The 25,838-nt window shown below is 74.8% G+C and carries 25 protein-coding genes and 1 tRNA gene; 21 read left to right on the plus strand and 5 right to left on the minus strand.

Features of this window, described 5'->3' with window-relative positions; translation table 11 throughout:
* Positions 1-13 precede the first annotated feature (13 nt).
* Entirely contained in the window at positions 14-616 is a 603-nt protein-coding gene (locus FSW04_RS07705; RefSeq protein ID WP_146917971.1) for a TetR/AcrR family transcriptional regulator, read from the plus strand.
* Between the two features lie 145 nt (positions 617-761).
* Positions 762-1,073, plus strand: coding sequence for a hypothetical protein (locus FSW04_RS07710; RefSeq protein WP_146917973.1), 312 nt, complete (start codon positions 762-764; stop codon positions 1,071-1,073).
* On the opposite strand, the gene FSW04_RS07715 is transcribed toward FSW04_RS07710, so the two are convergent.
* The gene (locus FSW04_RS07715; RefSeq protein WP_146923579.1) at positions 1,070-2,440 is read right to left on the minus strand and encodes a glycine--tRNA ligase; all 1,371 of its coding nucleotides are present in this window, start codon (positions 2,438-2,440) and stop codon (positions 1,070-1,072) included. The two genes, FSW04_RS07710 and FSW04_RS07715, sit on opposite strands and share 4 nt — an antisense overlap.
* 173 nt (positions 2,441-2,613) lie before the next feature.
* Between FSW04_RS07715 and FSW04_RS07720 the strand changes: the two genes are divergently transcribed.
* Positions 2,614-2,982, plus strand: a complete 369-nt coding sequence (locus FSW04_RS07720) for an FmdB family zinc ribbon protein (protein ID WP_146917975.1) — start codon at positions 2,614-2,616, stop codon at positions 2,980-2,982.
* A 1-nt stretch (position 2,983) separates the two neighbouring features.
* Here FSW04_RS07720 and FSW04_RS07725 read toward each other — a convergent pair whose 3' ends face one another.
* Complete coding sequence (locus FSW04_RS07725; RefSeq protein WP_146917977.1) at positions 2,984-4,165, minus strand: LCP family protein; 1,182 nt, start codon at positions 4,163-4,165, stop codon at positions 2,984-2,986.
* A 17-nt stretch (positions 4,166-4,182) separates the two neighbouring features.
* Between FSW04_RS07725 and FSW04_RS07730 the strand changes: the two genes are divergently transcribed.
* The 13 genes from FSW04_RS07730 to FSW04_RS07790 all read left to right on the plus strand — a co-directional run bounded on the left by FSW04_RS07730 (position 4,183) and on the right by FSW04_RS07790 (position 16,512).
* Positions 4,183-5,163, plus strand: a complete 981-nt coding sequence (locus FSW04_RS07730; protein ID WP_146917979.1) for an ROK family protein — start codon at positions 4,183-4,185, stop codon at positions 5,161-5,163.
* Entirely contained in the window at positions 5,160-5,969 is an 810-nt protein-coding gene (gene rsmI, locus FSW04_RS07735; protein ID WP_146917981.1) for a 16S rRNA (cytidine(1402)-2'-O)-methyltransferase, read from the plus strand. Before FSW04_RS07730 ends, rsmI begins: the two co-directional genes overlap by 4 nt.
* A 99-nt stretch (positions 5,970-6,068) precedes the next feature.
* Positions 6,069-6,857, plus strand: a complete 789-nt coding sequence (locus tag FSW04_RS25770; RefSeq protein WP_187369335.1) for a M23 family metallopeptidase — start codon at positions 6,069-6,071, stop codon at positions 6,855-6,857.
* Positions 6,770-8,284 carry a methionine--tRNA ligase gene (metG, locus tag FSW04_RS07745; protein ID WP_146917983.1) on the plus strand — a complete coding sequence of 505 codons (1,515 nt, stop codon included), beginning with the start codon at positions 6,770-6,772 and terminating at the stop codon, positions 8,282-8,284. Before FSW04_RS25770 ends, metG begins: the two co-directional genes overlap by 88 nt.
* Positions 8,281-9,030 (plus strand): TatD family hydrolase, encoded by a 750-nt coding sequence (locus FSW04_RS07750; RefSeq protein WP_146917986.1) that lies wholly within the window; start codon positions 8,281-8,283, stop codon positions 9,028-9,030. The genes metG and FSW04_RS07750 overlap by 4 nt, the downstream gene beginning before the upstream one ends.
* A gap of 26 nt (positions 9,031-9,056) precedes the next feature.
* Positions 9,057-9,884 (plus strand): 16S rRNA (adenine(1518)-N(6)/adenine(1519)-N(6))-dimethyltransferase RsmA, encoded by an 828-nt coding sequence (gene rsmA / locus FSW04_RS07755; RefSeq protein ID WP_146917988.1) that lies wholly within the window; start codon positions 9,057-9,059, stop codon positions 9,882-9,884.
* A complete protein-coding gene (locus FSW04_RS07760; protein WP_146917990.1) occupies positions 9,881-10,741 on the plus strand; it encodes a 4-(cytidine 5'-diphospho)-2-C-methyl-D-erythritol kinase in 861 nt (286 codons plus the stop codon). Before rsmA ends, FSW04_RS07760 begins: the two co-directional genes overlap by 4 nt.
* Positions 10,738-12,276, plus strand: coding sequence for a VTT domain-containing protein (locus tag FSW04_RS07765; protein ID WP_146917992.1), 1,539 nt, complete (start codon positions 10,738-10,740; stop codon positions 12,274-12,276). The genes FSW04_RS07760 and FSW04_RS07765 overlap by 4 nt, the downstream gene beginning before the upstream one ends.
* A complete protein-coding gene (locus FSW04_RS07770) occupies positions 12,273-12,497 on the plus strand; it encodes a hypothetical protein (protein ID WP_146917994.1) in 225 nt (74 codons plus the stop codon). Before FSW04_RS07765 ends, FSW04_RS07770 begins: the two co-directional genes overlap by 4 nt.
* 50 nt (positions 12,498-12,547) lie before the next feature.
* On the plus strand, positions 12,548-13,798 hold the full coding sequence (locus FSW04_RS07775; RefSeq protein WP_146917996.1) for a PucR family transcriptional regulator: 1,251 nt from the start codon (positions 12,548-12,550) through the stop codon (positions 13,796-13,798).
* 191 nt (positions 13,799-13,989) lie between these two features.
* Positions 13,990-15,129, plus strand: coding sequence for a hypothetical protein (locus tag FSW04_RS25775; protein WP_187369336.1), 1,140 nt, complete (start codon positions 13,990-13,992; stop codon positions 15,127-15,129).
* A 29-nt stretch (positions 15,130-15,158) separates the two neighbouring features.
* On the plus strand, positions 15,159-15,950 hold the full coding sequence (locus FSW04_RS07785; protein ID WP_146917998.1) for an MTAP family purine nucleoside phosphorylase: 792 nt from the start codon (positions 15,159-15,161) through the stop codon (positions 15,948-15,950).
* 31 nt (positions 15,951-15,981) lie between these two features.
* Positions 15,982-16,512, plus strand: a complete 531-nt coding sequence (locus FSW04_RS07790) for a hypothetical protein (RefSeq protein ID WP_146918000.1) — start codon at positions 15,982-15,984, stop codon at positions 16,510-16,512.
* Between the two features lies 1 nt (position 16,513).
* On the opposite strand, the gene FSW04_RS07795 is transcribed toward FSW04_RS07790, so the two are convergent.
* Together FSW04_RS07795 and FSW04_RS07800 are read right to left on the minus strand one after the other, a co-directional pair.
* Positions 16,514-17,833, minus strand: coding sequence for a calcium-binding protein (locus FSW04_RS07795; RefSeq protein ID WP_146918003.1), 1,320 nt, complete (start codon positions 17,831-17,833; stop codon positions 16,514-16,516).
* An 87-nt stretch (positions 17,834-17,920) separates the two neighbouring features.
* A tRNA-Gln gene (locus tag FSW04_RS07800) sits at positions 17,921-17,992 on the minus strand.
* A gap of 109 nt (positions 17,993-18,101) precedes the next feature.
* Between FSW04_RS07800 and glmU the strand changes: the two genes are divergently transcribed.
* From glmU to FSW04_RS07825, 5 genes are all read left to right on the plus strand, one after another.
* Complete coding sequence (glmU, locus tag FSW04_RS07805; RefSeq protein ID WP_228430989.1) at positions 18,102-19,472, plus strand: bifunctional UDP-N-acetylglucosamine diphosphorylase/glucosamine-1-phosphate N-acetyltransferase GlmU; 1,371 nt, start codon at positions 18,102-18,104, stop codon at positions 19,470-19,472.
* A 113-nt stretch (positions 19,473-19,585) separates the two neighbouring features.
* On the plus strand, positions 19,586-20,563 hold the full coding sequence (locus FSW04_RS07810) for a ribose-phosphate diphosphokinase (protein WP_146923584.1): 978 nt from the start codon (positions 19,586-19,588) through the stop codon (positions 20,561-20,563).
* Between the two features lie 72 nt (positions 20,564-20,635).
* Complete coding sequence (locus FSW04_RS07815; RefSeq protein WP_146918005.1) at positions 20,636-22,780, plus strand: hydantoinase/oxoprolinase family protein; 2,145 nt, start codon at positions 20,636-20,638, stop codon at positions 22,778-22,780.
* On the plus strand, positions 22,777-25,101 hold the full coding sequence (locus FSW04_RS07820; RefSeq protein WP_146918007.1) for a hydantoinase B/oxoprolinase family protein: 2,325 nt from the start codon (positions 22,777-22,779) through the stop codon (positions 25,099-25,101). Before FSW04_RS07815 ends, FSW04_RS07820 begins: the two co-directional genes overlap by 4 nt.
* Positions 25,102-25,110: 9 nt before the next feature.
* The gene (locus FSW04_RS07825) at positions 25,111-25,434 is read left to right on the plus strand and encodes a hypothetical protein (RefSeq protein WP_146918009.1); all 324 of its coding nucleotides are present in this window, start codon (positions 25,111-25,113) and stop codon (positions 25,432-25,434) included.
* Here the strand turns inward: FSW04_RS07825 and FSW04_RS07830 are convergent.
* A complete protein-coding gene (locus tag FSW04_RS07830; protein WP_146918011.1) occupies positions 25,431-25,727 on the minus strand; it encodes a DUF4235 domain-containing protein in 297 nt (98 codons plus the stop codon). The two genes, FSW04_RS07825 and FSW04_RS07830, sit on opposite strands and share 4 nt — an antisense overlap.
* Positions 25,728-25,838 lie beyond the last annotated feature (111 nt).

Consider the following 25,838-nt stretch of genomic DNA (forward strand, 5'->3'; position numbering starts at 1 on the left):
AGCATCGTCGGCCATGGAGGCGGCCTCCCAGCGCTCGCAGCTCAGCGGCGAGAGGGCCCAGCGCATCGTCGACGCCATGCGCGCCTCCGTCGCCGCGCGGGGCGTCGCCGGCTCGACGTTCGACCACGTCGCGCGCGACGCCGGGGTGTCCCGCGGGCTGCTGCACTACTACTTCGGCTCCAAGGAACGGCTGCTGGCCGAGGTCGTGCGCCGCGACACCGACCTGCGGATGGCCGCGCTGGACGAGCAGCTCGCACGGGCCTCCAGCGCCGCGGACTTCATCGCGCTGCTGCGCGGCACGCTGGAGGACCTGGTCGCGCAGGACACGGAGTTCCTGGCGCTGTCGTTCGAGGTCTTCACGCTCTCGCGGCGCAACCCGGAGATCGCGGCGGAGTTCGGGGAGCTCGTCCGGCGCACCCGGGCGCAGGTCGCGCAGGTCCTGCGGGCCAAGGAGGCCGAGGGCGTGCTCGTCCTGCGCGCCGAGCCGGAGGCCATCGCCGAGGTCCTCTTCGGGCTGGGCGACGGCCTGGCGCTGCGCATGCTCGGCGACCCCGGCCACGACCACCGGGCCACCGTCGCGGCCGGGGTGCTGGCCGTCGGTGCGCTCATCGGCTGAGCTGCGACCGCGCGTTGGGCGCGGCGTGTCCTCGGGCAAACCTGCGCATCCCGGGCCGGAAGTTGCGGTACGGGTGCGGGAACCCGTGCAGATGCTGCGCGCCCGTGGACAGGGTCCCACCCGCCCGGAAGGGTGTGGTTCGGAGATGAACGATCACGGCGATCCCTTCCGCACCGTCGCCTGCGAGCTGCTCTGCGTACTGGCCGACGAGGGTCGCCCGATGAGCCTGCGCGACCTCGAGGACAGCGATCGCCTCGGCCGCGCCGCCGCCACTCGCCAGCTCTCCGTCGCGCGGGTCGCCGGATTCGTGCGCACCGTGCCGTGCCCCGAGCACCCGCTCGAGCCGACCTACCGGCCCACCACGCTGGGCCTCATGATCGCCCGCCGCTCGTCCCGCGCCGCCGCGGCGGCCGGCGGCCTGCGCGACGCCGCCGACGCCACCTGGGCCGCGGCCTAGTCCTCCAGCAGCTTGGGCGAGCGCCACGGCGCGGCCAGCCGCGCCGACAGCAGCTCGGGCAGCGCGTCGATCGCGACGCGCTCCTGGGCCAGCGTGTCGCGGTCGCGGACCGTCACCGTGCGGTCCTGCAGCGTCTCGTGGTCGATCGTCACGCACCACGGCGTGCCGATCTCGTCCTGGCGGCGGTAGCGCTTGCCGATCGAGCCGCCCTCGTCGTACTCGGCCTGCATGCGGCGCTTGAGCGTCGCGTGGATCTCACGCGCGAGCTCGGGCTGGCCGTCCTTGCGCACGAGCGGCAGCACCGCGACCTTGACCGGCGACAGCCGTGGGTGCAGCTTGAGCACGGTGCGCGACTCGCCCTCGACGGCCTCCTCGTCGTAGGCGTCGGCCAGGAAGGCCAGCAGCGAGCGCCCGACGCCGGCGGCCGGCTCGATGACGTGCGGCACGTACCGGCGGCCGTCGGGCTCGACGACCTCGAGGTCCTTGCCCGAGGCCGCGGCGTGCGCGGTGAGGTCGAAGTCGCCGCGGTTGGCGATGCCCTCCAGCTCGGACCAGCCCATGGGGAAGAGGTACTCGACGTCGGCCGTGCCGCTGGAGTAGTGGCTGAGCTCGTCGGGGTCGTGGTCGCGCAGGCGCAGGTGGTCGGGCCGGATGCCGAGCTCGGCGTACCAGTCCATCCGGGCCTGCTTCCAGTGGGCGTACCAGTCGGCGGCCTGCTCGGGCGGGACGAAGAACTCCATCTCCATCTGCTCGAACTCCAGCGTGCGGAAGATGAAGTTGCCCGGGGTGATCTCGTTGCGGAACGACTTGCCGACCTGGGCGATGCCGAACGGCGGGCGCCGGCGCGCGAACGTCAGCACGGTCTTGAAGTCCAGGAAGATGCCCTGTGCGGTCTCCGGGCGCAGGAACACGGTGGAGCCCGTGTCCTTCACCGGCCCGACCGAGGTCTCGAACATGAGGTTGAACGCGCGCGGCTCGGTGAGCTCGCACTCATCGGTCTCGCCGGGGAGGCGCGAGGGCCTGCGCCCGCAGCGGACGTCGGGGTGGGCGTCGGCGTCAGCGCGGGCCTCGTCGAGGTGGTCGGCGCGGAAGCGGCGCTTGCACGTCTTGCAGTCCACGAGCGGGTCGGTGAAGCCCGCGAGGTGGCCCGAGGCCTCCCACGTCTTCGGGTGCTGGATGATCGCGGAGTCCAGCGCGACGACGTCGTCGCGCTCCTGGAGCATCGCGTCCCACCACGCGTCGACGACGTTGCGCTTGAGCAGGACGCCGTAGTGCCCGTAGTCGTAGGTGTTCGCGATGCCGCCGTAGATCTCGGAGGCGGGGAAGATCAGGCCGCGGCGCTTGGAGAGCGCCACGATCTTGTCCATCGTCACGACGTCGGCGGAAGGCACGCGCCGGACTCTAGCCAGCCGCAGGGGATCGTCCACCCGTGCCATCGAGCCACGCGCGCCCCGCGAACGAGCCCCCGGGCGGGTTCGCGGAAGGGAAGACGAGCCGCCGGGCGAGTCTTTTCCCTGGCACTCGTATACTGAGAGTGCCAATGCCGATCTATGAATACCGGCGCCCGAACGGCACGACGTTCGAGGTCCTCCAGTCCATGGCGGACGATCCGCTCACGGAGGATCCGGAGACCGGCGTCCCGGTCGAGCGCGTACTCCACGCCCCCGCGATCCATTTCAAGGGGAAGGGCTTCTACAACACGGACTACGGGACCAAACGCCGCAACCGCGAGCTGCGCGAGTCCGCCGAGTCCGGCGCCGACAAGCACGAGGCCAAGCAGGCCGAGAAGGCCAAGGAGAGCAAGGACTCCTCGGACAAGGCCCCCAAGGCGGAGTCCAAGGCCAAGGACTCCGGCTCGTCCAAGCCGGAGAAGAAGTCCTCGTCCTCGTCGTCCTCGAAGAAGAAGTAGCTCAGCCCTTCAGGAAGCGCGCGACGTCGCGCTGCTTCTCGGCGTCGGACACGTGCAGCCCGGCGCCGCCCCCCGGGGCCTGCTCGAAGCCGTCGGGCTTGAGGATGCGCGTCGGCGGCGAGCCGCCGGTGGCCAGGGCGCCGAACAGGCCCAGGAGGGTCGGTCCGCCCATGTCGGACTTGAGGGCCTTGGGCGTGTTCCAGGCGATGAACGGCAGCCGCGGGAACGCGTAGGGCGAGACCAGGCGCGACTTCATCGCCGACAGGATCTTCTGCTGGCGCCGGGCGCGGGTGAGGTCGGATTCGCGGGCGTTGCAGTCGTTGTGGCGCGTGCGGGCCAGCGCCAGGGCCTGCTTGCCGTCGATGTGGGTCTTGCCCTTCTTCAGGCGCAGCGTGTAGCCGCCGTTCTTGAAGCCGCCGTTGATGCGCGAGACGACGCAGCCGCCCTCGTAGTCGATGCCGCCCATGGCGTCGATGAGCTGCGGGAAGTTCGCGAAGTCGACCTCGATGAGGTGGTTGACCTTGATGCCGAGGTACTGCTCGATGGTCTGCACGGCCAGGGCCGGTCCCCCGAACGCGTACGCGGCGTTGATCTTGTTGCGGCCGTGGCCGGGGATGTCGACGACGGTGTCGCGCGGGATGGAGAGCCGGGCGCTCCTGCCGCCCCCGACGCGCATGAGCATGATCGAGTCCGAGCGGCTCGGCCCGCTCGTCGACGCGCCGGGCTCCTTGGAGCCCTTCGTGCGCTGGTCGGAGCCGAGCACGAGGATCGTGTTGGCGCTCGTCAGCGGGTACCCGGCGCCGGCGAGGCTGACCTTGCCGCTGAGGTCGCCCTGCTGCAGCTGGGCGCTGATGAGGAAGAGCACGAGCGAGAGCGCGAGCCAGCCCAGGACCGCGAGCACGATCCACTTCACGACCCGCCCGACGCTGATCGGGCCGCGCCGGCGGGGCCGCCAGGGCAGCGGCAGGCGGCGGCGACCGGGGGCCTCGGGCGGCGGCGCGCCGGGCCCCGCCGGCCCGGGCTGCGGCGCGGGGGCCCCGCCGAGGGGCGGTGCGTCGGCGCCGCGGCCGCGCCGCAGCTCGTCCAGCAGCGACCCCCCGTCGCGGGGCCCGCGGCGCAGCAGGCGCGGCGCGGTCCGGTACTTCGTGTACTCCGGCGGGGGTCGGGAGGCATCGACATGCACCGGGTAGGGTGACGCGCATGGCCGCCGGGTGCGTGATCGGCGTCGATCTGGGAGGCACCAAGCTGCTCGCCGGGGTCGTCGACCGAGACCTCAACGTGCACCACCGCGTGCTCCGTCACTCCCGGGACGGCACGACCGCCGAGGCGCTCCTGGACGCCCTGGTCGACGCGGTCCGCGAGGCCCGCGAGGCCGCCGACGCCGACGTGCGCGCGGTCGGGTTCGGCATCCCGTCGCTCGTCGACCGGCGCACGGGGGTCGCGGCGACGACGGTGCACCTGCCACTGCACGACCTCCCGTTCCGCGACGTGATGGCCGAGCGCCTCGGCCTGCCGGTCGTCGTCGACAACGACGCCAACGCCGCGATGCTCGCCGAGCACCGCCACGGCGCGGCGCGCGGGACGCACACCGCCGCGCTGCTGACGCTGGGCACGGGGATCGGCGGGGGGATCGTCGTCGACGGCCGCGTCGTGCACGGCGCGCACGGCGGCGCGGGCGAGTGGGGGCACATGGTCGTCGACATCGACGGGCCGCAGTGCTCGTGCGGCAACGCCGGATGCCTGGAGATGTTCGTGTCGGGCTCGGCCCTGGGCCGCGGCGGGCTGCGCGTCGCCCGTGGGGCGCCCGAGTCGGGGCTGGGACGGGCGCTGGCGTCGGGGCGCGAGGTCACGGGGATGCTCGTCACCGAGCTGGCGCACGACGGCGACCAGGCCGCGCGCGACGTCGTCGCGCTCATGGGCACCTACCTGGGCATCGGCCTGGGCAACATCGTGAACATCCTCAACCCGGAGGTCGTGGCCATCGGCGGGGCCGTCGTGGCAGCGGGCGACCTGCTGCTCGAGCCCGCGCGCCGCGTGCTCGCCGAGCGGGCGCTGGCGCCGTCGCGCGACCAGGTCCGCGTGGTGCCGACCCGCTTCGGCGACGCGTCGGGGATGATCGGCGCCGCCCTGCTGGCCATGGATCTCCTCGACGACCCCGCGGCCGCGGCGGAGGCGGCGTGACCGGCCGGCTCGTGGTGTGCCCGACGCCGATCGGCAACCTCGAGGACGTGACCCTGCGGGTGCTCAGCGCGCTGCGCGAGGCCGACGTCATCGCCTGCGAGGACACCCGCCGCACGCGGGTGCTCCTGGACCGCTACGGCGTCAAGGCGCGCACGGTCAGCTACCACGAGCACAACGAGGCCTCCCGCGCGTCCGAGCTGGTGGCGCGCATGCAGGAGGGAGCGACCGTGGCGCTCTGCAGCGACGCGGGCATGCCGCTGGTCTCCGATCCCGGCTTCGTCCTCGTGCAGGCCTGCGTGGCCGCGGGCGTGGGGGTCGAGGTGCTCCCGGGGCCCTCGGCGGCGCTCGCCGCGCTCGTCGTGTCGGGGCTGCCGGCGGGGACGTGGCGCTTCGCGGGGTTCCTGCCGCGCAAGAAGGGCGAGCTCGTGGCGCTGCTGCGCGGGGCGGCCGAGACGCTCGTGGCCTTCGAGTCGCCGCGGCGCGTGGGCGCCGCGCTCGCGGTCCTGGCCGACGTCGACCCCGACCGCCCCGTCGCGGTCTGCCGGGAGCTGACCAAGCTCCACGAGGAGGTCGTGCGCGGCACCGCCGGCGAGCTGGCCCGCCGCTACGCCGCGGAGGAGCCGCGCGGCGAGGTCGTCGTCGTCATCGGCGCCGCTCCGCCCGAGGCCGCCGACGCCGGCCCGGCGCTCGCGGCCCTCGTGCGCCTCGTCGAGGCCGGGGCCAAGCCGCGGCCCGCCGCCACCGTCGTCTCCGAGCTCACGGGCGTGGCGGCCAACGAGCTCTACCGCGCGCTCATGGCGCGCTAGCGACGACCGGCGCGCCGATCGTCACGCGGGCGAGCCGGGACGGTGCCGGTTGCGCGTCGCCGGCCCGCGCCGGACCGTCGGGCGCGAGCATCGGCGGCCATGCCCCGACCCGTCCCCGTCCTGCTGACCGCGCTGGCCGTCGTCCTGGCCGGCGCCGCGCCCGCGGCGGCGGCGGCCGGCAGCGGCTGGCAGCGCCCGCTGCCGGGCGCCGTGCTCGCGGGGCCCTTCACCTACGGGCGCGACGCGCCGTTCGAGCGCGGGCGCCGGCGCGGCGTCGACCTGCGCGCGCGGCCCGGCGCCGCGGTGCGGGCCGTCTGCGACGGCCGGGTGCGCCACGCCGGCCGCGTGCCGCGCTGGGGCCGCGGCGTCTCCCTGCGCTGCGGTGCGCTCGTGGCCACCGAGCTGGGGCTGGCGGCGATCGCGGTGCGCCCCGGGGCGCGGGTGCGCGCGGGCGCCACGGTCGGCCGGCTCGGCGCTCGCGGCGTGCTGCGCCTGGGCGCCCGCCGCGCCGGCGACCGGCTGGGCTACCTCGATCCGCTGGAGCTCGTCGACGGCCCCGCCCGCCGCGCGCCCCGGGCGCGGCCCCGCCTGCCGGCCGGCGCCCGCGGGCGCCGGTGCCGTCGCGGCGCGAGGTCGGGCCGGAGCGGGCGGGAGCGCCGGCGGCTCCGCTGCCCTGGCCGGCCTGGGCCGGGCTCGGGCTCGTGGCCGGCGGCGCGGCGGGCGGCGCGGGCCTCGGCCGGCGGCGCCGGCGGCGTGCGCGCGCCCGAGTGGCGGCGGCGCCTCGATAGCGTAGGGCGCCGATGTCCTTCTACATCACGACGCCCATCTACTACGTCAACGCGGCGCCCCATCTCGGGCACGCGTACACGACGATCGCCGCGGACGTGATGGCCCGCCACCACCGGCAGCGGGGCGAGGACGTCTTCTTCCTCACGGGGACCGACGAGCACGGCGAGCCGGTCGCCGACGCGGCCAAGGCGGCGGGGGTGACCCCGCGCGAGCTGGCCGACAAGAACGCCGAGCGCTTCAGGGCGCTGGCCCCGGTGCTCGACGCGACCAACGACTACTTCATCCGCACGTCGGACCCGCGCCACGTCAAGGCCGTGCAGGACGTGCTGCAGAAGGTCAAGGACAACGGCTACGTCGAGCTCGGCGTCTACGAGGGGCCGTTCTGCCCGCGCTGCGCCGACTTCAAGGTCGAGAACGAGATCGTCGAGGGCAACCGCTGCCCCATCCACCTCATCGAGCTCGAGTGGCGTCAGGAGGAGAACTACTTCTTCCAGCTCTCCAAGCTCCAGGATCGCCTCGAGGCCTTCTACCAGGAGCACCCGGACTTCGTGGCGCCCGCCTCCCGGCGCAACGAGGCGCTCTCGTTCATCCGCGGCGGCCTGCAGGACGTGTCGCTCACGCGCGGCAAGCTGACCTGGGGCGTCCCGGTCCCGTGGGACGACAGCCACGTGTTCTACGTGTGGTTCGACGCGCTGCTGAACTACTACACGGCGCTCGGGTTCGCCCGCGAGGGGGAGGACCTCACCGACCGCTTCTGGCCGGCGACCTACCACTTCATCGCCAAGGACATCCTCAAGTTCCACTGCGTCTTCTGGCCCGCGCTGCTCATGGCCGCCGACCTGCCGCTGCCCCAGCACGTCTTCGTCCACGGCTACCTGCTCATGGACGGTCACAAGATGTCCAAGTCGCTGGGCAACGTCCTGGACCCGTTCGCGGTCATCGAGACCTTCGGCTCCGACGCGCTGCGCTTCTACCTGCTGCGCGACGTGAGCTTCGGCCAGGACGGCTCGGTCTCGGCCCTGGACTTCGAGCAGCGCTACGAGTCCGAGCTGGCCAACGACTACGGCAACCTGGCCAGCCGCACGATCAAGATGGTGCTCCGCTACCGCGACGGCGCCGTGCCCGCCACGGGGCTGGACCCGGCGCTGGCCGCCGACTTCGACGGGCTCGCCGAGCGCGTGTGCGAGCTCCTGGGCCGCGCCGAGCTGACGACCGCGCTGGAGGAGATCTGGCTGCGCGTGCGGCGGCTGAACCGCTACGTCGAGGAGCAGGCACCCTGGAAGCTGGCCAAGGAGGAGGGCCGCGAGGCCGACCTGGACCGCGTCCTGACGACCCTCATCGAGGGCCTGCGCGTGGTCACCGTCCTGCTGCATCCGTGGATCCCCGGCCGGGCCGCGACGCTGCTCGACGCGCTCGGGACCCCCGACGTCGCGATGGCGGGCGCCACGCTGGGCGCCTGCGTGCCGACCGCGGTCGCCGACATCGCGCCCCTGTTCCCCAAGCACCAGCCGCCCGAGGCCGCGTGATCGACTCCCACACGCACCTGGACTCGTGCGCCCCGCCGGACGCCGAGCTCGTCGCGGCGGCGCGCCAGTGCGGCGTCACCCGGATCCTCACCGTGGGCCAGGACGGCCCGACGGGCCGCGCGGCGCTGGACACCGCGGAGGCGTTCCCCGAGGTCTTCGCGGCGATCGGACACCACCCCAACAAGGCCACCGGCTTCGACGACGGCGATCTCGCCGCGATCGGGGCGCTCGCCGCGCACGAGCGCTGCCGGGCCATCGGCGAGACCGGGCTGGACTTCTTCCGCGACTACGCGCCGCGTGCCGACCAGGAGCGCGCGTTCGCCGCCCAGATCGAGCTGGCCCGCGCGATGGGCAAGCCGCTGGTCATCCACACGCGCGCGGCCGAGGACGAGACGATCGCCACGCTGCGCCGGCGCGCGCAGGGCCTCGAGGTCATCCTGCACTGCTTCTCGATGGCCGACCGGCTCGACGAGTGCCTGGCCGAGGGCTGGTGGATCTCCTTCGCGGGCAACGTCACCTACCCGCGCAACGAGGACCTGGCCGCGGCCGCCGCGCGGGTGCCCGACGACCGCCTGCTCGTGGAGACCGACGCGCCCTACCTCACGCCGCAGGCGATGCGCAAGGAGCGCAACCAGCCGGCCTTCGTCACCGAGACGGCCCGCTTCGTGGCCGACCTGCGGGGCCAGGCCTACGACGAGCTCGACACGATCGTCGAGCGCAACGCCGCCCGGCTGTTCGGGTGGTAGGCGCCGGCCCCGCCACCGGACCTCGCATGCGCGACGCCCCGACCCAGCCCAGCCTGCGACGGATGCGCGAGTTCGACGTTCGCCCCAAGCGCGACCTGGGGCAGAACTTCCTCATCGACTCCAACATCCTCGGGGTCATCGAGCGCGCCGCCGAGCTCACGCCCGGCGACGTCGCGCTGGAGATCGGCGGCGGCCTCGGCGTGCTCTCCGAGCACCTGGCCGCCCGCACGGCGCACCTGCACGTCGTCGAGGTCGACCGCGACCTCGAGCCCGCCCTGCGCGACGCGCTCTCGCCGTTCCCGGCGACCACGCTGCACGTCGGCGACGCGCTGGCGCTCGACCTCGGCGCGCTGGACCCGGCGCCGACGTGCGTCGTGGCCAACCTGCCCTACGGGATCGCGGCCACCGCGATCCTGAACACCGTGTTCGACCTGCCGACCGTCACCCGCTGGGTGGCCATGGTCCAGAGGGAGGTCGGCGAGCGCTTCGCGGCCGGGGCGGGCACGCCGGCCTACGGGGTGCCGAGCGTCCTGGCCCAGCTGGCCTGCGAGGTGCGGGTGCACCGTGCGGTCTCGCGCACGGTCTTCCACCCGGTGCCCAACGTCGACTCCGTCCTGCTCGTGCTGCACCGCACCCGCCCCGCTCCGGACCCTGGTCTGCGACGGCTGGTCCACGGCGCATTCGCCCACCGGCGCAAGGCGCTGCCGCGCTCGCTGCAGCTCCACACGGGCGAGCCCGGGGCCCGCGACCGGGCGCGGGAAGCGCTCGAGGCGCTCGGGCTGCCCGTCGACGTGCGGGCCGAGCGGCTGACGCCCGCGCAGTTCCGCGGGCTGTGGGAGCAGCTCCGGTCATGACCCTGCTGGAGACGCGGGCGCCCGCGAAGATCAACGTCTGCCTCTACCTCGGCCCGACGCGCGAGGACGGCCGCCACGAGCTCGTGTCGGTCATGCAGTCGGTCTCGCTGACCGACCGCGTGCGCCTGGAGCACGCCGCGGAGCGCGACGAGGTCGTCTGCCCCGGCGTCGACGGCGAGAACCTCGTCGGGACCGCGATCGCCCGCTTCCGCGCGCAGACGGGCTGGGACGGCGATCCCGTGCGGATCAGCATCAAGAAGCGGATCCCGGTCGCCGCCGGGATGGCCGGCGGGTCGGCCGATGCCGCCGCCGCGCTGCGGCTGCTGGGCCGGGCCTCCGGCCGGGAGGACCCCGACCTGCTGACCGCGATCGCCGAGGGGCTGGGCTCCGACGTGCCCGCCCAGGTGCTCCCGGGCCGCGTGCTGGCCACGGGCGCCGGCGAGCGCCTGGAGCGCGTGCCCGGCGTCGCGCGCTACGCCGTGCTCGTCGTGCCCGCCGGCCGTCCGCTGGCCACCCCCGACGTCTACCGCGAGGCCGACCGGCTCGGCCTCGGGCGCGACCACGCCGGCCTGGAACAGGCCCTCCAGATCGTCCGCGCCGGGCTGCCCGACCTGGCCGACCCGCTGTGCGTCAACGAGCTGGAGCCCGCCGCGCTGTCGCTGTGCCCCGAGCTCGCCGAGACCCTGGACGCCGTGCGCGGGGCCGGGGCCGACGTCGCCATGGTCAGCGGCAGCGGACCGACGGTGCTGGGGCTCTTCCACGACCCCGACGCCGGCGAGGCGGCGGTGCAGCGGTTCCCCGGCGCGGTCGTGACGCGCCCCGTCGGGCCGCACGCCGGGGAGGTGCTCGCCTCGTGAAGACGGGGCCGCTCGTCGCCGCCGTCCTGCTGGCCACGTTCCTGGCGGTGCGCCGCCGCAGGCTCGAGCCCACGCTGCTCATCGGCGGCGGGCTCGCCGTCCTGGCCCTGCTCGTCTACGGGTCCGGGCTCGTGCACCCGCCCAACGTCAAGCAGATCGTCGAGGACGCGGGCAGCACGCTCGGGCAGTGGACCTACCTCGTCGTCGCCGTGATGGCGTTCTTCGAGACGGGCGCGTTCGTCGGCCTCATCGCGCCCGGCGAGACGTTCCTGATCTTCGGCGGCGTCGTCGCCGGGCAGGGGACGATCTCGCTCGTCGCGCTCATCGCGATCGTGTGGGCCGCCGCGGTCGCGGGCGACCTGGCCAGCTTCTACGCGGGCCGGCGCCTCGGCCGTGCCTTCCTGGTGCGGCACGGGCCGAAGGTCTCCATCACCGAGGAGCGCCTGCACACCGTGGAGGCGTTCTTCGACCGCCACGGCGGCAAGGCCATCCTGCTCGGTCGGTTCGTCGGCGTCGTGCGCGCGGTCAACCCGTTCCTGGCCGGCTCCTCGGGCATGCCGCTGCGGCGCTTCCTGCCCTACGACGTCATCGGCGCCGGCGCGTGGGCGACGATGCTGCTCGTCCTCGGCTACGTCTTCTGGCAGAGCTTCGACCAGGTGCTGCACTACGCCGAGCGCGGGACGCTCGCGCTGGGCACCACGATCGTCGTCCTGGCGGGGGTGGCCTGGCTCTGGCGCCGCCTGCGCCAGGAGGAGCGCCGCCGCGAGGCCGCGGCGTGGGTCGACCGCCAGCTCGACCGCCCCGTCCTGCGCCCGGTCGCCGCCGTCGTGCGCCCCACCGCGCGCTGGCTGCGCGGCCCGGTGCGCTTCCTCATCGGCCGCCTGACCCCCGGGGAGCTGGGCCTGGAGCTGACGACGCTGCTGGCCTTCGCGGCCGTCGGCTCCTTCGCGTTCGCGGCCAACGCGATCGCGCTGGGCGACAACGTCCTCATCGCCGGCGACCGGCGGGCGTTCACGATCGCCGACGAGGTGCGCACGCACTGGCTCGACGAGGTCGCCCGGGTCGTCACCCACCTCGGGTCCTCCGTGGTCGCGGGCGCCGCGGCGCTGCTCTGCGTGGCGCTGCTGCTGTGGCGCCGGCGGCGCATCGAGGCGGCGGCGATGGGCGGCGCGACCGTGCTGACGTGGGCCGCCGTGCACCTGGCCAAGGTCCTCGTCGGCCGCCCGCGCCCGGCCCGGTCGCTCGTGGACACCCTGGGGGAGAGCTACCCGTCGGGCCACGCCGCCTACGCGGTGGTCTGGGTCGCCATCGCCGTCGTGCTCACGCGCTCGCTGCCCGGCCTGACGCGGGCGACCGCGGCCGTGGTCGCGGGGTCCGTGGCGGTCGTCGCGGTCGCGCTGACCCGCATCTACCTGCGCGCGCACTACCTGTCCGACGTCGTGGGCGGCCTCGGGCTGGCCGCGATGATCTTCGCGCTGTGCGGCATGGCGGCGCTCATCGTCGGCCACCTTCGCAACAATGGGGCGCGGACGTGAGCAACCAGGAGGTCACCTACGTCGTCGCGGGCTGCTGCGGCGTGCTCGGGCTCGCCGCCTACGTGGTGTTCATCCTCGTGCCCGCGGTCACGGCGTACTCGCGCATCTGGCAGCGGGCCCTGGCCGGCGTGTTGACGCTCTACGTGCTCGCCGCGTTCGTGGCCGTCGGAGCCGCCGGCGGCGGCGCGATCGTCTGGTTCTGGGACCGCATCAACATCTGAGCGGGAGTCCCACCCGATCCGGCCAACCGTTCGGCCCTAGACTTCCCCGCATGTCCACTCCGGCTCCGAGGACGCCGGCGGGGATCGACCTCGAGGCCCTGGACTCGATCACCGACGCCGTCGAGTCGGGCGCGGGGCTGCCCGAGGTCATCCGTGCGGCCGCCCGAGCGCTCGACGCGAGCCTCGCGCTGACCGACGCCGCGAGCACGGTGCTGGCCGTGGCGGCCCGGTCGCCGGCCGACGAGCGCTCGCTCATGAGCGACGCCGACGGGGTGGACGTCGTCGACCTGCGCGTGGCCGACGAGCCCGTCGGGCAGCTGCGGGTCCGCGCACGCTCCGACGCCGAGGCCTCGCCGATGGTGCTGCGGCTCGTCACGGCGCTCGTGGCCTCCGAGGTCCAGCGCGTCCGGGCGCCGGCCCGCGCCTCCGAGCAGGCCGTCATCGAGTTCGTGCACGACCTGCTGGGCCGGCGCCTGACCGACGGCGACGACGTGCTGGCGCGCGCCGAGGCCATCGGGCTCGACGTGGCGCCGGGCGCCTCGGTGCTCGTCGTGCGGGCCCAGCTGCACGTGACCACCGAGGAGGGCTGGCGCGAGCGCGTGGTGACCGCCGCCGAGCGCGGGGCGCGGGCGGCGGTGCCCGGGGCGATCGCGTCGTCCTCGGGCCGGCCGGAGGCGCCCGGGGCCGAGGTCGTCATCCTCCTGCCGTCCGCCGAGGCCGCCGACGCCGAGCGCGCGTCGGGCAGCGTCCTGCGCGAGCTGCAGGCCTCGCTGACCGGGCACACGTTCGCGCTCGGCCGCAGCCGGGTCGCGGGCGGGCCGGCCGAGCTGGGCCGCGCGGCCAACGAGGCGCTGCTGGCCGCCAACGTCGCCGAGGCCGACGGGGACGCCGACGACGGCCAGCGCATCCTGGCCTTCGACGACACGGGCGCCTACCGGCTCCTGCTCTCGGCGATGAGCGAGGACCCGGCCGAGCTGCAGCGCTTCTACGCCGAGACGATCGAGCCGCTCGTCGCCTACGACGACCAGTACGAGACCGAGCTCGTCAGCACCGTCGAGGCGTTCCTCGACGCCGACGGCAACGTGGCGGGCACCGCGCAGCGGCTCTTCACCCACCGGCACACGATCCGCTACCGCCTGGAGCGCGTCCGGGAGCTCTCGGGGCTCGACGTCGGATCGACCGACGGCCGGGAGAAGCTGAGCCTCGGGCTCAAGGCGATGCGGGTGCTCGGGATCGCCGCCCGCGGCGGCCCGGCCAGCGAGCAGGGAGCGGGGGGCGGGCGCGTGCCCAGACGCTCCTGAAACCGATGGTTCGGGTCCGACTTGAGAGCGGCAACGCGCCAATCTTGACAGCCGGAGCCTCGTAGAACACGCTAGGCACCTAAGAGGCCGGAATTCCGACCGGTCCTGGGGTCCTCACCCCCTTGAGAAGCCGGGCCCACCGGCCGACAAGAGGAGTGAAGGGACGGGCCGCCGTCCCCTCGAGCTCCCTCATGAAGCACCGAACGCACGATCATCTCTTCGCCGCCGCAGGCGTCACCGCCGCCCTCTCGCTGATCGGGACGGGCGTCACGGTCCTCAACGGGTCGGTGCTGCAGTTCAGCGGCTGGCCCCTCGTCGCCGGCGACTCGGCCCGCAAGGTCCAGCTGCCCGTCGCGCCGCTGCCCGTCGTCGCCCACCGCACCGACGTCCTCGCCTCGGGGACCGGCACCGGCGGCACGAGCTTCCCGGGCCTGACGACCGGCACGCGCGGCTCGAGCCTCAGCAGCCTCACCTTCACGGTCTCGGCCGGCGGCACCACGCGCGTCGGCACCGCGCCGCTGCCCGGCGCCACGGCGCCCGTGGGCGGGACTGTCGTCGGCGTGTCGCTCGACGGCTCGGCCGGCTCGCTGGGCTCGTCGAACTCGAACGCCAGCGACGGCAATGGGACCCCGCAGTCGAGCTACACGCAGTCGGCAACCCGCACGGCCGACACGCCCGTCAGCATCGACACCGACGGCGACGGCGTGCCCGACACCTGGGCCCAGGCACACGGCACGCCCGTCACGCCGATCGACCAGAACGCCGTCCCGACCGCCACCGGCCGCGACGCGACCTCCGCCTTCACGCCGGTGACGCCCGTCGCGCTGCCGACCGACGCGCCGCCCGCCGAGACGACCGTCCCGGCCGACACGACGTCGTCCACGACGACCGACACGGCCCCGGCGCCCGTCGTCATCGGGCCGGACACGGGCACGACCCCGACCCCACTCCCGCCGTCGAGCACGGGCAGCACCCCCACCACCGGCGCCGACACCGGATCGGCCACCCCCGACACGCCCGCAGCCGGCGGCGTGCCGTCGAGCCCTGCCACGCCGCCGACGACGGCCGACCCGGCCCCGACGCCGGACCCCGCGCCCGCGCCCGACCCGGCGCCCGCGCCGGATCCGACGCCCACGCCGGCCGACCCGACGCCCACGCCGGCCGACCCGACGCCGCCCGCCGACACGACGCCCCCGGCCGACCCGGCGCCGGCGCCGCAGCCGCCGGTCGCGGAGAGCTCCCCGGCCGACAGCGCCCCCGCGCCCGACGCCCCCGCCACGGACCCGGCGCCCGCGCCGGCCAACGCGGCGATCCCCTCGTCGGCCCAGTAGCCGACCGCCGGACCCTAGGATCCCGGTCCATGCGGATCGGGATCATCACGGGCTCGGGGACCTACGCGCTGCCGGACTTCGAGGACGCGCGGCCCACCGAGGTCGCGACCGAGTTCGGTCCCGCGACGATCACCGAGGGCCGCTTCGCCGGTGCCGACGTCCTGCACGTCAGCCGCCACCTCGCCGGGCACGCGCGCCTGTCGCATCAGGTCACCCACCAGGCCAACATCGCCGCGCTGCGCGACCGCGGCGCCGACGCGATCCTCGGCGTCACCGTCTGCGGCGCCGTCGACGCGACCGTGCCGCTGGGCACGCTCATGGTCTTCGACGACCTGCACTTCCTGGCCAACCGCCTGCCCGACGGCTCGATCTGCACGCTGCACACCGAGCCCGGCCGTCCCGGCCGCAGCCACTGGGTCTACGAGGAGCCGTTCTCGGCGCCGCTGCGCGGCGCGCTGCTGCTCGGCGCCCGCGAGGCGGGGCTCGTCGTCCGCGACGGCGGCTGCTACGGCCACGTCGACGGCCCGCGCTTCAACACGAAGGCCGAGATCCGGATGCTCGCCGCCTGCGGCGTCACCGCGGTGAGCCAGACCGCCGGCCCGGAGACCGTCCTGGCCGGCGAGGCCGGCATCCCGTTCGCGCTGCTGGGCTACGCGACCGACTACGCCAACGGCGTCCAGGACGAGGCCACGCCCGTCGCCGAGCTCATGCGGCTCATCGGCGAGAGCCCCGTCGCGCTGGCCGCGACCCTGGCCGCCGCCGTGCCGCACGTCCAGCGCGCCCAGCCCGGGCCGGTGGGGACCCATCTCGGCTTCGACTGACCCCGCCCGTGCGCCGGGGCCGATCGCCGTCGTGGTCCTCGACGCGCTGGCCGCCGCGCCCGACCCCGTGCTGCGCGACCGGCTGGGCCCGGAGCGCCACGACTGGCTCGACCACCTCCTGCGTGAGCGCGCGCTGGCGTGGGCGCGGCGGGCCGGCGCGGGCGCCGAGCCGCTGCGCGCCCGCGCAGCCGGGGAGCTCGGCGCGCTGACCGCCGGCCACGACGGCCCGGTGGTCCTCCTGGCGCCCGACGTGCCCGGGCTCTCGGAGGCCCACCTCGCCGCCGCCCGCGACGACCTGGCCGCAGGCGTGCTGATCAGCACCGGGCCCACCGGCGACGGCACGCCGTTCCTGATGGTCCTCGGCCGCCCCGAGCCGCGCCTGCTGGCGCTGGCGGGCGGCGCGACGTTCGACGAGCTCGTGGCGGCCGCCGTCGACGTCGGCGGCACCCTCGGCATGCTGCGCCCCGAGCGGCGCCTGGCCACGCTGGCCGACGCGCGGGCGATCCGCGCCGACCCGCTGGCGCCCGCCGAGCTCGTCGAGGCCCTCGCGGGCCTCGGCTGACCTACCGCGCCGAGGACTGCGCCCGCGCCGCGCGGTGGTAGGCGCTCACGAGCGACTCGCAGCCGTGCGTACGGGGCTTGACGCGGCCGTAGACGACCGTGTCGGCCCCCGGGCCGCAGTCGACCGTCGCGGGGCGCCTGGTGAACGCCAGGACGCTGTCGTTGCCGTTGCCGCCGCGCACCACGTTGCGCCCGGCGCCGCGCAGGCGGATCACGTCGTCGCCGTCCCCGCCGCCGATGACGTTGTCGCCCTCGCCGCCCTGCAGCGCGTCGGCGCCCGGGCCGCCGTCGATGTGGTTGGCGCCGCGGCCGCCGTAGACCGTGTCGGCGCCCGGGCCGGCGATGAGCTCGTCGCGGGCGCCGTGGCCGCCGTCGCCGTGGTTGCGGTCGCCCCACAGGACGTCGTCGCCGTCGGCGCCGAGCAGGGTGTCGGACCCGTGGCCGCCGAGCAGGGTGTCGTTGCGCTCCGTGCCGTGGACGGTCGCGCCGCGGTCGGAGGCCAGCTCGCGGCGCCCGACGGTCGGATCGGCCACCGGCGGAGCGGCCACGACATCCTCGCAGCCCGTGATCTCGCCGCGGCGCAGCGCCTGGGCGTTGGAGATGCCGCCGGGGCGGTCGTAGGGGTTGATGACGACGGTGTCCTGGCCGGGCCCGCAGTCCACGGTCGCCACCGCGGTCCCGTTGTTGACGTAGACGACATCGTCGCCGGCGCCCGCGTCGATGCGGTCGGGGCCCGAGTCGGCGTAGACGACGTCGTTGCCCGCGCCCGCGCGGATCGTGTCCGCGCCCGAGCCGCCGTGCACCAGGTCGTCGCCGGCGCCGGCGTCCACGACGTCGGGCGCCGCGCCGCCGTCGAGCACGTCGTTGCCCGGGCCGCCGTCGAGGAGGTCGTGGCCGAAGCCGCCGAAGAGGCGGTCGGGACCGTCGCCGCCCCGCAGGGCGTCGTCGCCCGAGCCGCCGGTCAGCTCGTCGGCGCCGCCGAGGCCGAGGGCCGCGTCGGCGCCCGTCCCGCCGTCGAGGTGGTCGGGGCCCGCGGCGCCGACGAGGCGGTCGCCGCCCTCCTCGCCGAGCAGCACGCCGCCGAGCGCCGTGCGGACCGTCAGGCGGTCCGGGCCCGGCAGCCCGAGGACCGGCGCGGCGGCCGGCGAGGACAGGGCCGGCAGCAGCGGGGCGACGGGCAGGAAGTCGACCGTGCGGATCACCAGCGCGGGCGGGAGGTCGGCGGGCAGGGCGGGGAAGGCGGGGGCGTCGGCCGACGCGGGCGCGGCCACGGCGAGGACCGGCAGGACGGCGAGCAGCACGGAGCGGGGACGGAGGTGCATCACACCAGGGATCGACGCGCCGCCCGCACGGTTGATGTCGCCGGCGCCGGCGCGGACCAACGGCCCACGGCGCGATGCCGCCGGAGGCTGGGGGGCAGGGACTCGAACCCCGGATCCCAGGACCAAAACCTGGTGTGTTGCCAGCTACACCACCCCCCAGCGAGCGTGCGCGGTCCATTCTGGCGGAGAGCCGCGCGGCACGCGCGGGCGGTCCCGCGCCGGGGGCCGCCGCCGGCCCGCACGGCGGCCGCCCCCTAGGCTGTCGGCCGTGACCCCCTTCAGCGCCGTCGTCATGGCTGCGGGACAGGGCACGCGGATGCGCTCCGCGCTGCCCAAGGTCCTGCACGAGCTCTGCGGGCGACCCATGGTCGCCTGGCCCGTGCTGGCCGCCCTGGAGGCCGGGGCCCAGCGCGTGGTCGTCGTCGCCTCGCCGCACGTCGACCTCGCCCCGGCCCTGCCCGAGGGCGTGCTGACCGCGATCCAGGAGGTCGCCGACGGCACGGGCGGCGCGGTCCTGGCCGGCCTGGACCAGACGCAGCCCGGCGTGCCGGTCGTGGTCCTCAGCGGCGACGTGCCGCTGGTCTCCGCGCAGGCCATCGGCGACCTGGTGGCGGCCCACGTCGCCTCGGGCGCCGCCGCGACGATGGTCACGACCGAGCTCGAGGACCCCACGGGCTACGGGCGCGTCGTCCGCGACGCCGACGGCCGCGTCGAGCGCGTGGTGGAGACCAAGGCCGACGGCGACGCCACGCCGGAGGAGCTCGCGCTGCGCGAGGTCAACACGGGGATCTTCTGCTTCGACCACGCCGCGCTGGCCGAGGCGCTGCCGCGCGTGGGCACCGACAACGCCCAGGGCGAGAAGTACCTGCCCGACGTCCTGACGCTCCTGCGCGCCCGGGGCGACGTCGTCGCCGCCCACGTCGTCCAGGACCCGGGCCTCGTCCTGGGCATCAACGACCGCGTCGCGCTCGCCGAGGTGCGCGCGCTGGCCCAGCGGCGCATCCTCGAGGACCACATGCGCGCCGGGGTCACGATCGTCGACCCGGGCTCGACGCTGATCGACGCCGGGATCACGATCGGGCAGGACACGATCATCGAGCCCTCGACCTACCTGCGCGGCGCGACGACGGTCGGCGCGCGCGCGCACCTGGGCCCGGCGACCACGATCGTCGACGCCACGCTGCACGACGCCACCACCGTGCGCCACTCCTGGGTGCAGGAGGCCGAGCTGCACCCAGGCGCGACGGTCGGCCCGTTCGCCTACCTGCGCCCGGGGACCGTGCTGCGCGACGGCGCGAAGGCCGGCACGTTCGTCGAGATCAAGAACTCCGACATCGGCGAGGGCACGAAGGTCCCGCACCTCAGCTACGTCGGCGACGCCGACGTCGGGCCGGGCACGAACCTCGGCGCGGCGACGATCACCGCGAACTACAACGGCAAGACCAAGGTCAAGTCGCGCACGACGATCGGGACGGGCGTGCGCACGAGCGTGGACACGACCCTGGTCGCGCCGGTGTCGCTCGGCGACGGTGCCTACACTGCCGCTGGGTCGGTCGTCGTGGAGGACGTCCCGGACCGGGCGCTCGCCGTCGCGCGGGCTCGCCAGAGGAACATCGAGGGCTACGCGGACCGCGAGTAGGAGCAAGACCAGCCGTGAGCATCCAGCTGCCGCTGAAGGCGTCGGCCGTGCCGATTACGATGGAGTCCGACGTGAGCACCCCGCATGCGATGCCGGTGGCCACCAGCCTCCCGATCGACTACGACAAGCGGCTCATGTTGTTCTCCGGGCGCGCGAACCCGGAGCTGGCGGCCAAGATCGGCGCCAAGCTGGGCGTGGGGCTGGGCCCCATCACGCTCAAGACGTTCAGGAACGGCGAGGTCTACTGCCGCTACGAGGAGTCGATCCGCGGCGCCGACGTCTTCCTCATCCAGCCCATCTGCGGCAACCCAGCGACCGGCATCAGCACCAACGACGCGCTCATGGAGCTGCTCGTGATGATCGACGCGGCGATCGGCGCCTCGGCGCACCGCGTCATCGCCGTCACCCCGTGGTACGGCTACAGCCGCCAGGACAAGAAGTCTGCGCCGCGCGAGCCGATCAGTGCCCGCCTCGTGGCCCGGATGATCGAGGCCGCCGGTGCCGACCGCGTGCTGACGATGGACCTGCACGCCGGCCAGGTGCAGGGCTTCTTCAACATCCCGGTCGACCACATGACCGCGCTGATGATGCTCACCCAGCACTTCGAGGACATGCAGCTCAACGACCTGGTCGTCGTGGCGCCCGACGCCGGCCGCGTCAAGCTCAACAAGAAGTTCGCGTCCAAGATCGGGGCCGAGCTGGCCATCCTCGACAAGGAGCGCCCGGCCCAGCAGGTCGCCGAGATCGGCTACGTCATCGGCGACGTGCGCGGCAAGACCGCGGTGCTCGTCGACGACATGATCGACACCGCCGGCACGCTGAAGGCCGCCGCGCAGACCGTGCGCGACGAGGGCGCCTCCCGCGTCTTCGCGGCCGCCACGCACGGCGTCTTCAGCGGCGACGCCTACGAGAACCTCGCCTCGGCCGGCTTCGAGAAGATCGTCGTCACCGACACGATCCCGCTGCGCCCCGGCGCCCCCGAGAACATCCAGGTCCTCTCCTGCTCGGACCTGCTGACGGATTCCATCCGCCGGATCTTCACCGACGACTCGGTGTCCGAGGTCTTCGGTGGAGAGAACCAGCTGTTCTGACCCCGAGGGCACACCGCCCCTCCGGACGGACGGTTGACGGACCGCTCGGCGCCGCCATAGCGTGCCCCGCCCATGGGCTACGCCGTGGGCGTCGACATCGGCGGGACGTTCACCGACTGCGTGGTCATCGACGGCGACGGCGTCGTCACGGTGTCCAAGGCCCCGTCGACGCCGCCCGACTTCGGCGTCGGGTTCGTGGACGCGATGCGCGAGGCGGCCGCCGTGCTGGGCCTCGACGTGCGCGAGCTCGTGGCCGACTGCCGCGGCATCTACCACGGCTGCACCGTCGGCACGAACGCCCTCGTGGAGGGCAACGCCGCGCCCGTGGGGCTCATCACCACCCGCGGGCACCGCGACTCGATCTTCTTCATGCAGTCCGGGCGGCGGCTGCGGCGGATGCCGGCCGAGTACATCGCGGCCGTCGCCACGCACGCCAAGCCGCAGCCGCTGGTGCCCAAGCACCTCGTGGCCGAGGTCGACGAGCGCGTCGCCTTCGACGGCGCGGTGCTCGTCGCGCTGGACCCCGGCGCGGTGCGGGGCGCGGTGCAGGAGCTGGCCGACGCCGGGGCGCAGGCGTTCGCCGTGTCGCTGGTCTGGGCGACCGCCAACCCGGCGCACGAGGCGGCGGTGGCCGAGGTCGTCGCCGACGTCGTGCCCGGCGCGTTCGTCTCGCTCGGCTCGCTCGTGGCCCCGCGCGTCGGCGAGTACGAGCGCACGGTCGCCACCGTCGTCAACGCCGCCGTCGGCCCGACGATGGACGCCTACCTCGGCGGACTGGAGGAGCTGCTGGCCGAGCTGGGCTACACCGAGCCGGTGCAGGTCATGACGTGCTCGGGCGGCCTCATCGCAGCGCAGGAGGCGCGCCGGCGGCCGGTGCTGACGATCGGCTCGGGCCCGGTGGCGGGCGTCATCGGCTCCGTCGCCCTGGAGCAGCGCGAGGCGCAGGAGGGCACGATCACCGGCCCCGACGCCGAGGGCAACGTCATCACGGCCGACATGGGCGGCACCACGCTCGACGTCGGCGTCATCTCGCAGGGCGTCCCGCTGAGCAGCCCGACGGCCTGGCACGGCCAGTACGAGTACTTCGTGCCGACCGTCGACGTGCGGTCCATCGGCGCCGGCGGCGGGAGCCTCGTGCGCTCCGACGCGCAGGCCGGCACGCTGAGCGTCGGGCCCGGGAGCGCGGGGGCCCGGCCGGGGCCGGTGTGCTACGGCCGCGGCGGCACCCGCCCGACGGTGACCGACGCCGACCTCGTGCTCGGCGTCATGGGTGGTGGGGACTTCGCCGCGGGGACGATGCGCCTGGACGTCGCGGCGGCCGCGGCGGCGCTGGCCGAGGTCGGCGCCCCGCTGGGCCTGGACGCCCGCCAGACCGCGGCGGCGGCCGTGCGCATCGTGGACAACAAGATGGCCGACGCCATCCGCCTGGCCAGCATCCAGCAGGGCTACGACCCGCGGCGCTTCGCGCTGTACGCCTACGGCGGCGCCGGCGCGATCCACGGCGCGGCGATCGCCCGTGAGCTGGGCATCGGCACGGTCGTCGTGCCGCTGAGCAACCTGGCCTCGGCGTGGTCGGCGTTCGGGATCGTCAGCTCCGACGCCGTCGTCGTCGAGGAGAAGTCGGTCAGCCTGCGCGAGCCGTTCCCGGCCGACGAGGTCAACGCGCACTGGCACGCGCTGGAGGCGGCGGTGTCCGAGCGGATGACGCGCCAGGGCATCGACCGCGACGCGATCGTCCTGAGCCGCCGGGTGGACCTGCGCTACACGCTGCAGGTCAACCAGGTGCAGGTCGCCGCCCCCGGCGGTGAGTACGACGCCGCCACGTTCGCCGAGCTCATCGCGACCTACGAGCGCGACTACGCGCGGCTGTTCGGCGAGGGCACGGGCTACGCCGCCGCGGGCTACGCCATGACGCTGCTGCGCGTGGAGGGCCGCGCGCCGATCGGCGACGCCGGGGTGCACGCGGCGCCGGCGCCGGGCGGCGGCGGCACGACGGAGAAGGGCCGGCGCGCGGTGACGTTCGTCGGGACGAGCACGGAGGAGCTCCAGGCCGTCGTCCACGACGGCGCCCGCCTGGCGCCCGGCCACGCCGTCGAAGGCCCGGCGATCCTCGAGTACCCCCACACCTCGGTGGTCGTGCCCGCCGGCGCGCGCGCCGCGGTCGATCCGCTGGGCAGCATCCGGATGGACCTTCGACCGCAGGGGAGCGGGGCATGAGCGACGAGCGCGCCGAGGTCGTGTGGGACGGCACGGCCAACAGCTACCGGCCCGGGCCCGGCTGGCGGGACGCGATCGCGGCGATCGACCTGCACGCCGACGCCGACGAGACCCTGGACCCCGTCACCTACGAGGTCATCCGCCACCGCCTGTGGACGATCAACACCGCCCACGGTGAGACCGTCACGCGCGTCTCGGGCTCGCCGGTCTTCGCGTCGCTGGACTTCAACATGTGCATCCTCACCGAGGACGCCGAGATCGTGATGAACGCGCCGTTCATCCAGTACCTCAACATCGGCGCGCCCTACACGGTCAAGTTCATCATGGAGCACTTCGGCGACCGGCCGGGCATCGAGGAGGGCGACGTCTTCTTCGGCAACGACCCGTGGGTCGGCGCGGTGCACCAGATGGACGTGCTGTTCGCGGCCCCCGTGTTCGTCGACGGCCGCCTGTTCGCGTGGGTCTCCAACGCCGGCCACCAGTACGACCTCGGCGGCGTCGTGCCCGGCGGCTGGCCGCAGAACGCCGTCGACGTCTACCACGACCCCGTCCTGCTCTCGCCGATGAAGATCGTCGAGCGCCACGAGCTGCGGCCCGACCTGGAGCGCATGTACCTGCGCCAGTCGCGGATGCCGGAGCTGCTGGCGCTGGACCTGCGCGCCCAGATCGCCGGCTGCCAGGCCGCGGGCGCCGCCATCGTGGCGATGTGCGACCAGTTCGGCGCGCCGACGGTCAAGGCCGCGATGCGGCGCGTGGTGCAGTCGGCCCGCACCGCGTTCGCCGCCAAGCTGCGCCGCATCCCCGACGGCACCTGGTCCGACGTCCGCTACCTCGACGAGGCGCTGCCGGGCGACCGCCACACCTACCGCGTCGCGATCAACGTGCACAAGGCCGGCGACCGGATCACGATCGACAACCGCGGCAGCGACCCCCAGCAGGAGGGGCCGCTGGGGATCACGTTCCAGGCCCTGGCCGGATCGGTCCTGAGCGCCGTGGCGATCAGCATGCTGCCCGAGCAGCTCTTCGCCGTCGGCGGGGCCGAGACGAACATCGACTACGACGTCGTGCCCGGCCTGCTGAACACGGTGACCTACCCGGCGGCGGTCAGCGCGGCGATCTGCAACGTCGTCACCCACCTCAACCTCATGCAGACGTGCATCGGGCGGATGGTCGCCGGCGACGACGAGCTGCGGCGCGACATCGTGGCGCCGGGCCCCGACTACCCCGTGCCCGTCGTGTCCGGGACCGACGACCGTGGCCAGTTCTTCGGGTCGGCGATCCTCGACCACTTCGCGATGGGCGGGGGCGCCCGCTCCTCCCAGGACGGCGTCGACACCGGCGGGCCGAGCTGGAGCCCGCTGACGTTCCTCATGAACGTCGAGGCCGTCGAGCAGTGGTTCCCGTTCGTCTACCTCTGGCGGCGCGAGCTCGAGGACTCCGGCGGCGCCGGGCGCTGGCGCGGCGGCGTCGGCCTGGCCTATGCCTGGACGCCCTACCGGGCGCGGAGCCTGGACGTCTACTCGTTCTCGGGTGGCATGTCGATGTCGGGCTTCGGGGCCCAGGGCCTGCTGGGCGGCCTGCCCTCTCCGCCGGCGCGGACGACGGTCAAGCGGGCGACCGACCTGCTGGAGGCCTTCGCGCAGGGCCGCGTGCCGGGCTCGATCGACGACGTCGCGGCGGGCGAGGTCCTCATGCTGCGCGGCAAGTCCAACGCGGTGGCGCTCGGCCCCGGCGACGTCGCCGAGTCGGTGATCTCGGGCGGCGGCGGCTACGGCGACCCGCTCGAGCGTGAGGCCGCGCGCGTGGCGCTGGACGTCCGCGAGTGGCGGGTCTCGGCGGCGGCCGCCCGCGGCGTCTACGGCGTCGTCGTCGACGCGGCCGGGGAGGTCGACGGCGCGGCCACGCAGCGCGAGCGCGCGGGCATCCGCGCCCGACGGTCGGCCTGGGCGCCGGGGATCGCACTGGGCCGCGACGGCGGCCCGTCGGACCCCGTGGCCGCCACGGGCGAGCCGCCGCGCCGCGTGCACGAGGCCATCGTCGCGCGCGACGAGGGCGCCGAGCGCGTCCTGGCCTGCGAGCGCTGCGGGACCGTGCTGTGCGGCTACGCCGGCAACGTCAAGCACCACCTGCTGGCGGGCGCCGCGGCGCTCGTCGACGCGCTCCCGCGTGCCAACGACCCCGCCGACTACCTCGACGGCGAGGACGTCGTGCTGCGCAGCTACTGCTGCCCGGGCTGCGCGGTGCTCATGTCGGTGGAGGTCGTGCGGCGCGCCGAGCCCGCCGTCTGCGAGATGCGCCTGGCCCCGCCGGGCGATCGCTAGCGTGGGGTCATGAGCCCGACGACCGCCGCCGCCGTCCTGCAGGAGCGCCTCGGGCTCTCCGACGACGAGCTGCTCGGCGTCCTGGACGCCGACCCCCTGTCGGTGGTCGGCGGTGAGCTCGACCACAAGCCACAGCTGCCGATCCTGCTCACGCTGACCGCCGAGGCCGCCGAGCGCGCCGGGGAGGGCGTCCTGCGGCGCTGGGTGCGCTCCACGGGCCGCGCGGGCCGGCCGATCGACCTCCTGCTGGCCCGCGACTACGGCGCGTTCGAGGACGCGCTGGAGGACCTGCGCGAGCGGGGGTTCGTCGTGCGGGCCGGCGGCGGGCGCTAGCGCACGGCCTGCGCGGCCTGCGACGGGTCCTGCTTCTTGGGCCCGGGCCACACGCCGAACAGGTGGGTCCAGCCCTTGGCGCCGGCGCGGTCGACCGCCGCGCGGGTGACCTTGAACGTCACGCCCTGCACCGCCGCCGCGGCGAGCACCTTGGACCACTCGGCGTCCTGGGTCGTCGGCTTGGGTGGCTCCTCCTCGTCGAAGATGCCCCAGACGACGTTGAAGAGCTTCTTGGAGACGAGGCCCGCAAGGATGCCGAGGACGATCCCGATGGGCTTGTAGACCAGCTTCATGGGCCGACCGTACCCGAAGGGCCCGCCGCCGATGCCCGCCGACCGACCGCGCGCCGGTGGAGATTCCGACCGCGTGTCCGATCAAATCGGGTAGACCTTCAGGCACCATCG

The sequence above is a fragment of the Baekduia soli genome, from assembly GCF_007970665.1.
In the GTDB taxonomy this organism is placed as follows: Bacteria; Actinomycetota; Thermoleophilia; order Solirubrobacterales; family Solirubrobacteraceae; genus Baekduia; species Baekduia soli.

Coding starts and splice junctions, on each gene's coding strand:
- FSW04_RS07775 (WP_146917996.1), top strand. CDS start 12,548: ATGTCCACTCCGGCTCCGAGGACGCCGGCGGGGATCGACCTCGAGGCC.
- rsmA (WP_146917988.1), top strand. CDS start 9,057: ATGCGCGACGCCCCGACCCAGCCCAGCCTGCGACGGATGCGCGAGTTC.
- FSW04_RS07730 (WP_146917979.1), top strand. CDS start 4,183: ATGGCCGCCGGGTGCGTGATCGGCGTCGATCTGGGAGGCACCAAGCTG.
- FSW04_RS07795 (WP_146918003.1), bottom strand. CDS start 17,833: ATGCACCTCCGTCCCCGCTCCGTGCTGCTCGCCGTCCTGCCGGTCCTC.
- FSW04_RS07815 (WP_146918005.1), top strand. CDS start 20,636: ATGGGCTACGCCGTGGGCGTCGACATCGGCGGGACGTTCACCGACTGC.
- FSW04_RS07715 (WP_146923579.1), bottom strand. CDS start 2,440: ATGGACAAGATCGTGGCGCTCTCCAAGCGCCGCGGCCTGATCTTCCCC.
- FSW04_RS07830 (WP_146918011.1), bottom strand. CDS start 25,727: ATGAAGCTGGTCTACAAGCCCATCGGGATCGTCCTCGGCATCCTTGCG.
- FSW04_RS07820 (WP_146918007.1), top strand. CDS start 22,777: ATGAGCGACGAGCGCGCCGAGGTCGTGTGGGACGGCACGGCCAACAGC.
- metG (WP_146917983.1), top strand. CDS start 6,770: ATGTCCTTCTACATCACGACGCCCATCTACTACGTCAACGCGGCGCCC.
- FSW04_RS25770 (WP_187369335.1), top strand. CDS start 6,069: ATGCCCCGACCCGTCCCCGTCCTGCTGACCGCGCTGGCCGTCGTCCTG.
- FSW04_RS07705 (WP_146917971.1), top strand. CDS start 14: ATGGAGGCGGCCTCCCAGCGCTCGCAGCTCAGCGGCGAGAGGGCCCAG.
- FSW04_RS07825 (WP_146918009.1), top strand. CDS start 25,111: ATGAGCCCGACGACCGCCGCCGCCGTCCTGCAGGAGCGCCTCGGGCTC.
- FSW04_RS07720 (WP_146917975.1), top strand. CDS start 2,614: ATGCCGATCTATGAATACCGGCGCCCGAACGGCACGACGTTCGAGGTC.
- FSW04_RS25775 (WP_187369336.1), top strand. CDS start 13,990: ATGAAGCACCGAACGCACGATCATCTCTTCGCCGCCGCAGGCGTCACC.
- FSW04_RS07710 (WP_146917973.1), top strand. CDS start 762: ATGAACGATCACGGCGATCCCTTCCGCACCGTCGCCTGCGAGCTGCTC.
- FSW04_RS07760 (WP_146917990.1), top strand. CDS start 9,881: ATGACCCTGCTGGAGACGCGGGCGCCCGCGAAGATCAACGTCTGCCTC.
- FSW04_RS07785 (WP_146917998.1), top strand. CDS start 15,159: ATGCGGATCGGGATCATCACGGGCTCGGGGACCTACGCGCTGCCGGAC.